The sequence below is a fragment of the Staphylococcus sp. HMSC062H10 genome (assembly GCF_001836945.1).
Lineage (GTDB): Bacteria > Bacillota > Bacilli > Staphylococcales > Staphylococcaceae > Staphylococcus > Staphylococcus aureus.
On sequence record NZ_KV830988.1, the window covers coordinates 13,151 to 26,877 of the forward strand.

The following is a 13,727-nucleotide window of genomic DNA, read 5'->3' on the forward strand; positions in this document are numbered from 1 at the left end:
CCCCATTTAATTTTTAAATTTGTTTTCACTTCATTTTCTACATTATTATCATACTAATTTTAAAGGCAAAGGTGGACATCGGCAACCTCTCGTAAACTATTTATCAAAAATAAACGTATCTCATTGTTATGATATTTATAAATCAATTCGCTTTTATTAAAGTCTTTTTCAACAAGTTTGTCACTATCTATTAAATAATCACGCATGCATCCTTTTAAGAAATCATCTTTATAACTTGGTGTGTACCATTTTCCATCCTCTTCAATGACAACGTTGCCAATATCAAATTCAAGGACCTTGCCGTCCTCTGAGGTTAGTAATATTAAATCCGTTTCATGATTGTGTGCTAAATGCTTTCGTTCTGTCGTTTTATTATTTATAAAAGTTGGATTAACTGCTTTGGGCAACACTTGAAATTTTGCTGTAAAACTACTTTTCTCAGGTAAAGGTGACACTATCGTTTCAAATTCGCTTTCAGCATGTAATACGATTTTAAGTCTATATTGGCCACTGTGATACTTTGTTGTTACATCGTTTAATTCATTTCGCCATGCATGTTCATCAAATTTAAAGTTTAATCGCTCAGAAGAACATTTTATGCGATTAGTATGATAAGTAAGTCTAGGGATATGTCCATTATCAATTCTCATTGTTTCAAATAATTGCATTATAACATCTCCAAAATCTTGGTTTTTGCGTAAAATTCATTTACTTCATCTTTTGGCTTAGAATCAATTGTAATACCTGCTCCGACTCCATAAATCGCTTGTCCATATTTATACTCAATAGTACGAATCGGAATATTAAAAATCATTTTATCATCTTCAGTTGGAAGTAATAGTCCAATTGCTCCGCAGTATATTCCACGAGGTGAACTTTCTAATTGTTTAATATATTTCATTGTATTCAGTTTCGGTGCACCTGTAATCGAACCACAAGGAAATAACGATGTTAAAATTTGAGTTAAGTCTGTATTAGTTTTTAAAGTTCCACTTACCATCGAAGTCATTTGAAATACAGTTTTATATGCCTCAATGAAAAATAGTTTATACACCTTAATTGAGCCACTCTGTGATATTCTCCCTATATCGTTTCTTAGTAAATCAACAATCATGACATTTTCTGCACGATCTTTCGAAGAAGTTTGCAATGTTTTATAATACTGTTGATCTTCAGCTTCCGTTTTACCTCTAGGCATTGTCCCTTTCATCGGTTTGCTTATGATAACGTTATCGACATTGTTAAATTGTCCTTTTTGAAAAAATAATTCTGGTGAGATAGACGCTACTTGGATTTCATCAGTTTGTAATAACGCAGTATAATTACCATTACTAAATTGAGTTAATCGTTCATATAAAGTACTAATAGGATAATAAATGTTATCCGTTAAGCGCGCCGTATAGTTCACCTGATACGTTTCGCCTTCAACAATTGCTTGTTGGACACGTTTAATATTAGTCATCATAACCTCAGAAGATTCAACAAATGAAAAATGATGTTTTGATACATAAGAAGTTTGATGTTCATATATTGAATTTATGTTTTCCGCTTTTTTAAAACTATAAGCTACTGCATAAATATCATCTTTAGCTAATGAATGTGTACACATAACATGATTAAAATACTTTGCCGCTTCGTAACTTAAATATAACGAAACATATCTACCTTGTCGTTGCTGCGCTTGTGCAAAGTGTATCACTTCTCCCACATCAGCCAACTTAGTGGCAACATACTTCTTTATAAATCCCTTTAATTGAATATGGTATTGCTTATATTCATTTTCAGTTAGATAGTAGCGATAATTATATTCTATTCTCACAATAATCACCTACCTTCGATAAAAATAATTCAACCTGTCGATAACCGTATTCACTCAAAATAGATTCAGGATGATATTGCACACCAAAAACCGGAAATGTAATATGCTCAAATGCCATAATAATCGCTTCATCGTTTTTTGCTGTAACCTTTAAGCAATTTGGAAAAGTCGCTCCGTCAGCAATTAATGAATGATAACGCATTACATTGAAATTTTGAGGCAGTCCTTGAAAAATACCTTCATTGGTATGGCGTAACTGTGTAGTATGTCCGTGTACAGGATGATAGCCGTGAATGATATTTCCACCAAAATAAGACACGATACATTGAAATCCTAAACATACACCTAGTATAGGTACACGCTGATAAAATTGTTCTAACACTTCATTCAAGATTGGATAATCATCAGGATTACCCGGCCCTGGTGAAATAACAATTGCTTTTGGCTTCATATTAATGACGTCTTCTATCAGCAGATTATCAATACCAACAACTTGAACTGTTAGTTTCGTTTGAGTCTTAATATAGTCTATTAAATTATATGTAAATGAATCATTATTATCTATGACTAGAATCATTGTATACTCCGTTCTAAATGTGTTTTATTTTTATAATATGTATTGGATGTAGCTAAAACTTTAAAGGCATTGTCATTATCCTGACCTTGATTTTAACTAATATATGGTATATTCTATTCATCGTACATAAATGAATATCAGAGGTTCCTAGCTGAAACCCTCTATAAAAAACTAGACATTGAAATTTCAAACATTCGTTGGTAAACCTTTAATATATATTATAGGAGCAACCCATTTCTTTCGTCTATCTTTTATGGAGATAGGCTTTTTTTATTTTATAAATTAAAAACGGGCTTATCAATGCCATTAACCTCTTTATTAATATTATTAATGATAGGAGCAATTACAAAATGGAAAGTGTATTAAATAATGAAAAAGCCATCGTTGTCTTTAGTGGTGGTCAAGACAGTACAACATGTCTCTTTTATGCAAAAAAACAATTCAAAGAAGTTGAACTCGTAACGTTTAATTATGGACAAAGACATGATACTGAAATTGAAGTCGCAAAACAAATTGCACAAGATCAAGGAATGAAACACCACGTTTTAGATATGTCATTATTATCACAACTTACTCCAAACGCATTAACACAACATGATATGGAAATTACTAATAATGAAGATGGTATACCTAATACATTTGTTCCAGCTAGAAATTTACTTTTCTTGTCGTTTGCAGGCGCTCTAGCTTATCAAATTGGGGCTAAGCATATTATTACAGGCGTATGTGAAACAGACTTTTCAGGCTACCCAGACTGTCGCGATAGTTTTATAAAATCAATGAACGTAACATTAAGCCTAGCTATGGACAAAGATTTTGTTATTCATACTCCTTTAATGTGGTTAAACAAAGCAGAAACGTGGAAATTAAGTGATGAACTCGAAGTTTTAGATTATATTCGTACAAAAACATTAACATGCTATAACGGTATCATTGGGGATGGCTGTGGTGAATGTCCAGCTTGTCATTTACGTCAACGTGGACTAAATCAATATCTTGAAAGTAAAGGAGCGCTTTAAATTGTTACAACAAATCTATCCTAGTACAACGCATCCATATCAATTCGAATTAAATAAAGATTTTAATTTTTCAGCTGCACATCACATTCCGTGTGAAGAAGCAGGTATTTGTCAAAATGTCCATGGTCATACTTACTTTGTTAATTTAACAATTGTCGGTGATAAACTAGATGACACTGGCTTTTTAGTGAACTTTAGTCATTTGAAAAAGATGATACACGGTAAATTTGACCATCAACTGTTAAATAACTTACCTGCTTTTAAAAACAAAATCCCTTCAACTGAAATCGTAGCGGAAACAATTTATCAAATTGTTAAAGAAAATTTGGCATCGCTCGAACACCAACCAAAATGTATTCAAGTATTTGTAAGAGAAACACCAACAAGTTATGTCGTATTTAGACCAAAGGAACAGGTGTAACTAATGGCTAAAATTCCTGTACTCGAAATATTCGGTCCAACCATTCAGGGTGAAGGTCGAGTAATCGGTAGAAAAACGATGTTTGTGAGAACAGCTGGATGTGATTATCGCTGTAGCTGGTGTGATTCTGCATTTACTTGGGATGGTAGTGCTAAAAGCGATATAAAACTCATGACCGCTGAAGAAATTTATGATGAATTAAAACGAATTGGTGGCGATTTATTTAACCACGTTACAATTTCTGGTGGTAACCCAGCATTAATTAAAGGTATCCAAGAGTTAGTTGACTTATTTCAAGATAAAGGTATTTTCAGCGCACTGGAGACGCAAGGCAGTAAATTCCAACCTTGGATGACACAAATTGATGATTTAACGATTAGTCCAAAACCACCAAGTTCAACTATGACGCCTGATTTAAAAAAGTTAGATGAAGTGATTGCACAATGCGTACCTTCCTCATTAAACTTAAAAGTAGTTGTATTCGACGATAAAGATTATGATTTTGCCAAAATGATACACCACCGTTATCCAGATATTCCCTTCTATTTACAAGTTGGTAACCCATATTTATCAGACAGCGTAGATAATCATACCGAAAAGTTGTTAGAACGCTACGAGCAGTTGGTGGATTTAGTTATGCAAAGTAATGATATGAATCACGTTTATGTGTTACCACAACTTCATACATTACTTTGGAGTAATAAAAAAGGTGTATAAAGGATAACTTATTTTACTTTTTACAAGTCATATCTAATGAATAACAATATATTAATTGATATAATAGTTGATTGAAGTATAACGAACAGGAGTCCATCATGATTGTATATATATTAATTAATATTGCTATCGTCGTACTTATAACTGGATTCAATTTATATAGGCATCAAATGCAACATTTATCATTAAGTGCAATGTTGTTATCTATAACTATAAACGCCTTTATAAATACATTCATAATTGATAAATATAACTTTATTACTCTGTGTACTATAACGATGTTTATCATTTGGACGATACTACAGTTTTACATTGATAAAAAATTAAAACCTGTATACATTACAGACCAAAAATTTATTGCTATCATATTAACGATTGTTGTCAGTTTAACGCAACGTGTTACCGACTTTTCAAGTACACAATCAATATATATGTCTATTCCATTTTTAGCCCCTGCCATTTTCATCATTGGTGGTATTATGTTGTTTATTTCAACATTTAATAACTTAGATGAAACTGCTGAAAATAATAACAAAATAAAGAAACTAATGATTAAAGGACTTATCATTATTAACATTTCATTTATCGTTATGATGGTTTTAACACCATATTGGTACTTGTATTTAATCGTCTATCTTATTTTCTTGTTGTTTTTATTGTGGCAAAAGGTTTATAAATTTTAATATCAAAACTATAAAACACTTCTGATATTCTTAGTTCGATATATCAGAAGTGTTTTATAGTGATAACTAGTTTAGATAAATATTTTCTCACTTAAAAAACCGCCCTCCTCTTATTTTGACTCCTATTTATTTAAATCAGACAATTATTTTCATTTTCAAATTATTCTTTCTTCAATATTAGTTAAGCGATATTTAAACGAAGTTAAGAATTAGTTAATGGCATATTATTTGCCTTCATTTTAAACTTAACTTATCAAATTGAAGAAATGAGGCGTTAGCATGAATACAAAATATTTTTTAGCAGTTGGTGCTGCTGCCGCTGTATTAACTTTAGGCGCTTGTGGTAATTCTAATTCACAAGATCAAGGTAACAAAACTGAACAAAAAACAAAGTCAGAAGATAGCAATGTTAAAACTGATAAAACAAAACACCTAACTGGTACATTCAGTTCTAAAAACGGTGAAACTGTTGAAGGTAAAGCTGAGATTAAAAATGGTAAATTAATGCTTACTAACTACAAATCATCAAAAGGTCCAGATTTATACGTCTACCTAACAAAAAATGGCGACATTAAAAACGGTAAAGAAATCGCAATGGTTGACTACGATAAAGAAAAACAAACATTTGATCTTAAAAATGTAGATTTAAGCAAATATGATGAAGTAACAATCTATTGTAAAAAAGCTCACGTCATCTTCGGCGGCGCTAAATTAAAATAATCAATTTCTGAGTTAAACTTTTATTTACAACATACTATTACTATACATTACAAATTTTAAAATATACATTACACTCATTACTCAATGGAAAGCGTATGATTTCACAGCCCCCTTAGCTTGTAGAAATCATACTTTCCTTTTTTCAATATATATACAACTATTAAATCCCATAAGATTGTAGAGCACATAAGTAAATTTTTTTAGAGCTTGAGGTTTGTTTAGCTTAAGCAACCCATGAGCTCAAACACTTCCTGTTCACATAACACTACAAATCACATTATGTTGCTTAATCTTATGTTTATATAAATTACACACAATAAATAGAAAGAATGTGAACATCATGAATAAATTATTGCTACTCGTTACATTTATCATTCGTGTGGGTTCAGGTATTGTTATGTTAATGCAAGGCTATGAAAAATTAACGGGCGGATTTACGCTGAAAGGTTTAGTACCAGTCATCGCTAACAATACTGATTCACCAGAGTGGTATAAGTGGTTTTTCGCAAATATAGTTGCACATACGACGTCATTATTTGATATTGTTGTCCCACTCGGAGAGATTGCAATTGGATTAGGTTTAATTTTTGGAGTTTTTGCATATGCTGCTAGTTTCTTTGGAGCCTTTGTTATGATAAATTATATCTTAGCAGATATGATATTTACGTATCCTCTTCAATTAACTTTCTTTATCCTTTTACTAATGAGTCACTCATTGTTAAAACAGATTTCACTTAAAGAAATCATTAATTACTTTAGAGGTCGTAAGAACAGAGGTGAAAAAATAGATGACCCACTTACTGATCGTGGATGATGAACAAGACATTGTAGACATTTGTCAAACCTATTTTGAATATGAAGGTTACAAAGTAACAACGACAACTAGCGGTAAAGAAGCAATTTCTTTACTATCAAATGATATTGATATCATGGTACTTGATATCATGATGCCAGAAGTTAATGGTTACGACATTGTCAAAGAAATGAAAAGGCAAAAATTAGATATCCCCTTTATCTATTTAACTGCCAAAACACAAGAACATGATACCATTTATGCCTTAACTTTAGGTGCAGATGACTATGTCAAAAAACCATTTAGTCCAAGGGAACTCGTTTTACGTATTAATAATTTACTTACAAGAATGAAGAAATACCATCATCAACCAGTTGAACAACTGTCGTTTGATGAATTAACACTTATTAACTTAAGTAAAGTTGTGACTGTAAATGGTCACGAAGTCCCTATGCGTATTAAGGAATTTGAGTTATTGTGGTATTTAGCTTCTAGAGAAAATGAAGTTATTTCTAAATCAGAATTACTTGAAAAAGTTTGGGGATATGACTATTACGAAGATGCTAATACCGTGAATGTCCATATACACCGTATTAGAGAAAAATTAGAAAAAGAGAGCTTTACAACATATACCATCACAACTGTATGGGGATTAGGATATAAATTTGAAAGGAGCCGATAATGGTGTTATCAATTAGAAGTCAAATCATTATTGGCGTCGTATCGAGTATACTATTAACTTCAACTATTTTAGCAATTGCATATATTTTAATGTGGTTTAATGGCCATATGACACTAACTTTGACCTTAACGACAATAATTACAAGCTGTTTAACCTTATTAATATGTAGTATTTTTATTAATCCACTTATACAAAAAATTAAGCAGTTTAATATAAAAACTAAGCAATTTGCTAACGGAAATTACGCAAGCAATGATAAAACGTTTAATTCACCAAAAGAAATTTATGAATTAAATCAATCTTTTAATAAAATGGCTTCTGAAATTACGCAACAAATGAATCAAATTAAATCCGAACAACAAGAAAAAACAGAACTGATTCAAAACTTAGCCCATGATTTAAAAACACCTTTAGCAAGCATTATTTCATATTCTGAAGGACTACGTGATGGTATAATCACAAAGGATCATGAGATTAAAGAGTCATACGACATATTAATTAAACAAGCAAACAGATTATCAACATTATTTGATGATATGACTCATATTATCACTTTAAATACAGGTAAAACATATCCCCCAGAATTAATACAACTAGACCAATTACTTGTATCAATATTGCAACCATATGAGCAACGTATCAAACATGAAAACCGTACATTAGAAGTGAATTTCTGTAGCGAAATTGATGCATTTTATCAATATCGAACGCCACTTGAGCGTATTTTAACAAACTTACTTGATAATGCGCTAAAATTTTCAAATGTTGGTAGTCGCATTGATATTAATATTAGTGAAAATAAAGATCAAGATACTATCGACATTGCTATTAGCGATGAAGGTATTGGCATTATACCAGAACTACAAGAACGTATATTCGAACGAACATTCAGAGTAGAAAACTCTCGTAATACAAAAACGGGTGGTTCTGGATTAGGCTTATATATAGCTAATGAACTCGCGCAACAAAATAACGCAAAAATCAGTGTAAGCAGTGATATAGATGTAGGAACTACGATGACTGTAACATTACACAAATTAGACATTACGTCATAATCCGATTTATTTATAAAATAAAATGCAAAGACTAAAAAGAAGCTCTCATTGATGAGGGCTTCTTTTTTTGTTTATTTAGAGTAAATTTTATGGGTATCCTTCTCATCATTTTCAATACTTGAAAGATTTGTAGCTTGAATAATATATTTAGGACGTGCCTTAACTTCATAATATATCCTGCCAATATATTCACCTACAACACCAATTGAAATTAACTGTATGCCGCCTAATAATAAAATAGCTGCAATCGTTGAAAAATATCCTGGAATATTAACACCAGAAATCATAATATTGATGAATAAATAGATAATATATAACACGCTTATTGAAAAAATAAATAAGCCAAGATATATCATCATTCTCAAAGGTTTACTATTAAAGGAAATCAATCCATCAATACCATAATTAAATAACTTTTTAAAGGACCACTTAGATTCTCCTTTTTGTCTCGCAACATTTTGATACGTAAACACTTTAGTATTATATCCTATCCATTCAAATAATCCTTTTGAAAATCGATTATATTCTTCAAGTGATGCAATGGACTTAACAGCTCTTTGACTTAAAAGTCTAAAATCACCAACACCATCATCAAATTGTACTTCTTCTACAAAGCAATTAACTAACTTATAGTACAAATGGCTTAATGTTTTGCGACTAAAATTTTCACCACTTCTATCACGCTTTGCAATCACTTGATCATACCCTTCCATAAAACCTTCAACCATTTTCGGAATATATTCAGGTGGATGTTGCAAATCACAATCTATCATGATGACTGCATCAAATTCAGTACTATGCTGGTAACCTGCAATCATAGCTGCTTCTTTTCCAAAATTTCTACTAAAAGAAATAAAGCTGACATGTCTATCTATTGTGGCAAGATGTTGCATTTCATCTATAGTGGTATCCGTACTACCATCATCTATGAAAAGCATATTATAATCATAGCCTTTCACACTACTATCTTGTGAAAGTATTTCAGTTAATTGTTGATGTGTTTGTGTAATGACTTCCCCTTCATTAAAACAAGGAATGACGACTCTAATTTTCATCTATGTCCATCCTTTTTATTTAAAAGATTTTGAATGTACCTGAGTATTGTTTTATCAAATAGTAAAAACCAACTCATTTATTTTAATGTACACATTAAAAGGCATTCATAAACGTAAAATTTAACATCCAGTTATTTTAAATCCCCAATTTTCACATCATCTGGATTTTTACCTTGTCTTGCATTTCTATTTAAAGCATCAATTTCAGCTACTTCTGTTAATTCTAAATTAAAATCTAAAATATCTATATTTTCTTGAATGCGTTTAGGTGTCTGAGATTTTGGAATAATAATTCTATTGTGTGCTAAATGCCAACGCAATACAACTTGTGCTGGTGTTTTATGATATTTTTCAGCAATTTTAACAATGACAGGGTCGTCTAGTAGTCCTCTATTTCTCATCAAAGGCATCCATGCAGTCACTTTAATATCGTGACGATCACAAAACTCTTGTAATTCCTGTTGGTTAAAATATGGATGTACCTCAATTTGATTCACCATTGGTTTGATACTTGATTGAGCCATTAATTTTTCTAGATGATGAATATTAAAATTACATACACCTATTGCTTTTACCTTACCTTGCTCGTAAAGTTCTTCCATAGCTTTATATGTTTCTAAAAATAGACCATCTGCTTCACAAGGCCAATGTATTAGAAATAAATCAAGATAATCAGTTTGTAAATTTTCAATCGATTTGTTGAAATATTCGAATGTTTTCTCATAACCTTGATAGTCATTCCATAACTTCGTTGTTATAAACAAATCTTCTCTATCGACGTCATTATCCTTTAATGCTCGTCCTAGTGAAGTCTCATTATCATAAAAGTATGCTGTATCAAACGCTCTATAGCCTGCGTCAATTGCAGCATTTACAACTTTAGTCATATCTTCGTCAGAGATTTTATAAACACCTAATCCAACTGAAGGCATCGGGTATCCATTTTTTAATATTTGTATCTCATTCAACATCTTTATATCTCTCCAATCTATGTATCTTTTATATCTTTACATTACCCTAATTTTTTCAACAAACTCAATTAATACGAATTATCGCTTTCAATAAAAAATATTCATTAAATCATTAAAGATATTGAGTTCAAGTAATATTTTCACTTTTCATTAATTTTAGTCAAAAAAATAACCAACCAAAAATGAATTAAATCATTCTTAGTTGGTTTATATATTAATATCTATTCTGATTTTTCATCTTCATCAGTCTGTCCGATAGTAGGTCTCGCTTCATTAAATTCATAGTTTAACATTACCCAAATAATTTGGTGGTTATCGATTTCTGAAACAACCCAGCGATCATAAGTTGTATCCACGTAATCATCTTTTTGTAAGCTGGTATTACGAGATTGTAACCATCCACCTATCGTATCAATATCCTCAGAGTCATCAAATTCTATACCGAACTCTTCAGTTAAATCATCCAATAGTACTCTACCATTTACTTGGAATGTCTTATTATCAATTTTAACGATATCATTCACTTCATCATCATCAAATTCATCACGAATTTCCCCAACGATTTCTTCTAAAATATCTTCCATCGTTAAAATACCTGCCGTTCCACCATATTCATCTATAATCAGACTCATATGTACATGTTCACGTTGCATTCTAATTAATGCATCACTGATACGTGTTGTCTCTGAAATCATTGGCAACTCATGTATATAGTTTGCAATTTTAATTGTTTTTCCAGAAGCATATTCAGTTAAAAACTCTTTAACGTTAATAAATCCTTTAATATGGTCTTTATCACCATCATCAGTAATTGGATAACGCGTAAATTGATGTTCTTTTATTGTTTCTAGTAATTCGTCTACATTAAAAGGTTCATTTAGTGTAATCATTTGAGTTCTAGGTACCATAATATCTTTTGCATGTCTTTCATCGAATGAAAAGATATTTTGCATATATGCCAATTCAGTTTGGTTGATTTCTCCACCATTATAACTATTGTTAATAATAATTTTGATTTCTTCTTCTGACATTGCATCAGTTTGGGCATCAGGATTTACACCAAACATTCTAATAATAACACGTGCAGAACCATTCATCAGCCAAATCAATGGTTTCATAATGTTACCGAAATAGAACAATGGTCTTGCATATACTAAAGCAAGCTTTTCAGTATGTTGAATCGCTATAGATTTAGGCGCTAATTCACCAAGTACTACATGCAAATACGTAACGATTATAAATGATACTGCAAACGAAATCGTCGTCGTTAATGCAGTTGGTAAATTGATTGCTTCAAATATCGGGTGTAATAGCTTTTCAAACGTTGGTTCACCAAGCCAACCTAACCCTAAAGATGTTACTGTGATACCTAACTGACAAGCAGAAAGATAATAATCTAGATTAGCAATCATCTTTTTTACTATTTTAGCAGGTTTATTTCCTTCATCTGCTAGCTGTTCAATTCTTGTTGCTCTAATTTTTACTAATGCAAATTCTGAACCAACAAATACTGTGGTTAATGCAATTAATAGAATAAATATAATCAAACTAATTATGGTCGAAGTTTCCAATTAATTCCCTATTTCTAGGGATTCACCTCCATGTTATATGTGTCACTCATGGGTAACACGCATTCAAATTTATCACTATGACTTAAATTACAACTACATGTTATCGCCTTCCCATTTAGACACCCCCAGAAAAAAATGTTATTGCTTCTATTTTATCATAATATAAAGTGCTTATGTTAACAGATTAAATCTATTGCATACATTTAATTATGATTAATTATTAGCTAAATGTGTGAACTTTACCTTGTTTTATTGTAGATTTTACATTCATGTCATCATCTAGAATAACAAGATCTGCATCCTTATTTACTTTAATACTACCTTTTCTATCATCGATACCTAATGCAATGGCTTGATTTAAACTTGTTACACGCCATAAATGATCTAATGTATCACCTGTAAATGATATTAAGTTACGTAACCCATGATTCATTTTTAAAATACTACCAGCAAGCGCACCATTTGCAAGACGTGCTTGTTGCGATTGAACTGTTACTTTTTGGCCACCCAAATCATATTCTCCTTCAGGCATACCTTTTGCACGCATTGCATCGGTAATTAAATAAAAACGTTCATTACCTTTCATACGGTAAGCAATTGCAACCGATGCCGGATGAGAATGTGTGCCATCAACAATCATTTCGGTATGTAAAGCATCATTCAACCATGCTGCCCCAAAAACACCTGGTTCTCTATGTTGGAATGGCGTCGCTGCATTATATAAATGCGTGACATGTTTAGCTCCTCGCTCAACAGCTTCAACTGCTTCTTCGTATGTTGCCACTGTATGACCAATTGAAAAAATAATATCATCTTTATACGTTTCAAGCGCTTCTTTTGCACCTTCAACTTCAGGTGCAAACGTCATAATCTTTATTAATCCGTTAGCAGTCTCTTGAAAATGTTTAATTTTATCGATAAATGGGCGTACAACGTATTGCGGATGTTGAGCACCAACTTTATTTTCAGATATAAATGGCCCTTCCAGATGTATACCTACAATTTCCGCTGCATTGTGAACATCTTGCTCCACCTCATATTTAACAATATTTATAAGTGCTTCATCTATTTTATCAGTCGATTGCGTCATTGTCGTTGCCAAGTATGATGTCGTACCTTCAGACAACAAATTTTCAGATAGATATTTTAAACCATCATATGATCCATCCATTGCATCTTGACCATAACCACCATGAATATGTATATCGATAAAACCTGGCACTACATGATAACCTTTTGCATCAATCACTTGAATTTTATTTGTCGTATCATTATCAATCGCTGCTTTATCATTCACTTCTCCAATTGCAACAATCTGTCCATCTTTCACATGAATGTAACCATTATCGATTTTGCCATCTTCAGTATAAACTTTGCCGTTATATATAATTAATTCTGACACGTATAAACCCTTCTTTATTTATAAATTTTCACTTTAAGACACTCATATTTTACTATATCTACACCAATTGGCATAACTTTTTGCAAAATATTAAAAAAGTCTATACATTTGTGGTGTCTATTTCTTCATTCATTTATCTAAAATTAAAAACACCTTCGCATCCATTCATAAAAACTGAATTAATGGAAGGTGTTTTAATAGTTTTATATAAACTACCGTTAACACGACATATTAAATTAACA

At 31.5% G+C, this 13,727-nt stretch carries 15 protein-coding genes; 8 read left to right on the forward strand and 7 right to left on the reverse strand.

Features of this window, described 5'->3' with window-relative positions:
- Positions 1–59: 59 nt before the first annotated feature.
- The 3 genes from HMPREF2658_RS09430 to HMPREF2658_RS09440 are packed head-to-tail and all read right to left on the reverse strand — an operon-like array spanning position 60 to position 2,396.
- Positions 60–668 carry an aminotransferase class IV gene (locus tag HMPREF2658_RS09430; protein WP_001175790.1) on the reverse strand — a complete coding sequence of 203 codons (609 nt, stop codon included), beginning with the start codon at positions 666–668 and terminating at the stop codon, positions 60–62.
- Positions 668–1,819, reverse strand: coding sequence for a chorismate-binding protein (locus HMPREF2658_RS09435; protein WP_001217805.1), 1,152 nt, complete (start codon positions 1,817–1,819; stop codon positions 668–670). The genes HMPREF2658_RS09430 and HMPREF2658_RS09435 overlap by 1 nt, the downstream gene beginning before the upstream one ends.
- Positions 1,803–2,396 (reverse strand): anthranilate synthase component II, encoded by a 594-nt coding sequence (locus HMPREF2658_RS09440; RefSeq protein WP_000604517.1) that lies wholly within the window; start codon positions 2,394–2,396, stop codon positions 1,803–1,805. The genes HMPREF2658_RS09435 and HMPREF2658_RS09440 overlap by 17 nt, the downstream gene beginning before the upstream one ends.
- Positions 2,397–2,746: 350 nt before the next feature.
- Here HMPREF2658_RS09440 and queC point away from each other — a divergent pair, with 350 nt between their 5' ends.
- From queC to saeS, 8 genes are all read left to right on the forward strand, one after another.
- On the forward strand, positions 2,747–3,415 hold the full coding sequence (gene queC, locus HMPREF2658_RS09445) for a 7-cyano-7-deazaguanine synthase QueC (RefSeq protein ID WP_000446726.1): 669 nt from the start codon (positions 2,747–2,749) through the stop codon (positions 3,413–3,415).
- Position 3,416: 1 nt separating this feature from the next.
- On the forward strand, positions 3,417–3,836 hold the full coding sequence (gene queD / locus HMPREF2658_RS09450) for a 6-carboxytetrahydropterin synthase QueD (protein ID WP_000941336.1): 420 nt from the start codon (positions 3,417–3,419) through the stop codon (positions 3,834–3,836).
- Between the two features lie 3 nt (positions 3,837–3,839).
- Positions 3,840–4,553 carry a 7-carboxy-7-deazaguanine synthase QueE gene (gene queE, locus HMPREF2658_RS09455; RefSeq protein ID WP_001062976.1) on the forward strand — a complete coding sequence of 238 codons (714 nt, stop codon included), beginning with the start codon at positions 3,840–3,842 and terminating at the stop codon, positions 4,551–4,553.
- 98 nt (positions 4,554–4,651) lie between these two features.
- Positions 4,652–5,236: a hypothetical protein gene (locus HMPREF2658_RS09460; protein WP_000637683.1), complete on the forward strand. Its 585-nt coding sequence runs from the start codon at positions 4,652–4,654 to the stop codon at positions 5,234–5,236.
- A 279-nt stretch (positions 5,237–5,515) separates the two neighbouring features.
- On the forward strand, positions 5,516–5,956 hold the full coding sequence (locus HMPREF2658_RS09465) for a DM13 domain-containing protein (protein WP_001093554.1): 441 nt from the start codon (positions 5,516–5,518) through the stop codon (positions 5,954–5,956).
- Positions 5,957–6,296: 340 nt separating this feature from the next.
- Entirely contained in the window at positions 6,297–6,770 is a 474-nt protein-coding gene (locus tag HMPREF2658_RS09470) for a DoxX family membrane protein (RefSeq protein WP_001037807.1), read from the forward strand.
- Positions 6,745–7,431 carry a response regulator transcription factor SaeR gene (gene saeR / locus HMPREF2658_RS09475; protein WP_000149344.1) on the forward strand — a complete coding sequence of 229 codons (687 nt, stop codon included), beginning with the start codon at positions 6,745–6,747 and terminating at the stop codon, positions 7,429–7,431. Before HMPREF2658_RS09470 ends, saeR begins: the two co-directional genes overlap by 26 nt.
- On the forward strand, positions 7,431–8,486 hold the full coding sequence (saeS, locus tag HMPREF2658_RS09480; protein ID WP_000244415.1) for a two-component system sensor histidine kinase SaeS: 1,056 nt from the start codon (positions 7,431–7,433) through the stop codon (positions 8,484–8,486). The genes saeR and saeS overlap by 1 nt, the downstream gene beginning before the upstream one ends.
- A gap of 71 nt (positions 8,487–8,557) precedes the next feature.
- Here saeS and csbB read toward each other — a convergent pair whose 3' ends face one another.
- The 4 genes from csbB to nagA form a co-directional block, all read right to left on the reverse strand.
- The gene (gene csbB / locus HMPREF2658_RS09485) at positions 8,558–9,541 is read right to left on the reverse strand and encodes a lipoteichoic acid-specific glycosylation protein CsbB (protein WP_000702775.1); all 984 of its coding nucleotides are present in this window, start codon (positions 9,539–9,541) and stop codon (positions 8,558–8,560) included.
- A 131-nt stretch (positions 9,542–9,672) separates the two neighbouring features.
- Positions 9,673–10,512 (reverse strand): aldo/keto reductase, encoded by an 840-nt coding sequence (locus HMPREF2658_RS09490; protein WP_000931231.1) that lies wholly within the window; start codon positions 10,510–10,512, stop codon positions 9,673–9,675.
- A 221-nt stretch (positions 10,513–10,733) separates the two neighbouring features.
- Entirely contained in the window at positions 10,734–12,083 is a 1,350-nt protein-coding gene (locus HMPREF2658_RS09495) for a hemolysin family protein (protein ID WP_000450259.1), read from the reverse strand.
- Positions 12,084–12,303: 220 nt separating this feature from the next.
- Positions 12,304–13,485, reverse strand: a complete 1,182-nt coding sequence (gene nagA / locus HMPREF2658_RS09500; protein ID WP_001292260.1) for an N-acetylglucosamine-6-phosphate deacetylase — start codon at positions 13,483–13,485, stop codon at positions 12,304–12,306.
- Between the last annotated feature and the right edge of the window lie 242 nt (positions 13,486–13,727).

Bases quoted from the DNA above. Each gene is read 5' to 3' on its own strand.
- HMPREF2658_RS09440 (WP_000604517.1), bottom strand. From the start codon at position 2,396: ATGATTCTAGTCATAGATAATAATGATTCATTTACATATAATTTAATA.
- saeS (WP_000244415.1), top strand. From the start codon at position 7,431: ATGGTGTTATCAATTAGAAGTCAAATCATTATTGGCGTCGTATCGAGT.
- HMPREF2658_RS09430 (WP_001175790.1), bottom strand. From the start codon at position 668: ATGCAATTATTTGAAACAATGAGAATTGATAATGGACATATCCCTAGA.
- HMPREF2658_RS09470 (WP_001037807.1), top strand. From the start codon at position 6,297: ATGAATAAATTATTGCTACTCGTTACATTTATCATTCGTGTGGGTTCA.
- HMPREF2658_RS09460 (WP_000637683.1), top strand. From the start codon at position 4,652: ATGATTGTATATATATTAATTAATATTGCTATCGTCGTACTTATAACT.
- HMPREF2658_RS09490 (WP_000931231.1), bottom strand. From the start codon at position 10,512: ATGTTGAATGAGATACAAATATTAAAAAATGGATACCCGATGCCTTCA.
- queE (WP_001062976.1), top strand. From the start codon at position 3,840: ATGGCTAAAATTCCTGTACTCGAAATATTCGGTCCAACCATTCAGGGT.
- queC (WP_000446726.1), top strand. From the start codon at position 2,747: ATGGAAAGTGTATTAAATAATGAAAAAGCCATCGTTGTCTTTAGTGGT.
- saeR (WP_000149344.1), top strand. From the start codon at position 6,745: ATGACCCACTTACTGATCGTGGATGATGAACAAGACATTGTAGACATT.
- csbB (WP_000702775.1), bottom strand. From the start codon at position 9,541: ATGAAAATTAGAGTCGTCATTCCTTGTTTTAATGAAGGGGAAGTCATT.
- HMPREF2658_RS09465 (WP_001093554.1), top strand. From the start codon at position 5,516: ATGAATACAAAATATTTTTTAGCAGTTGGTGCTGCTGCCGCTGTATTA.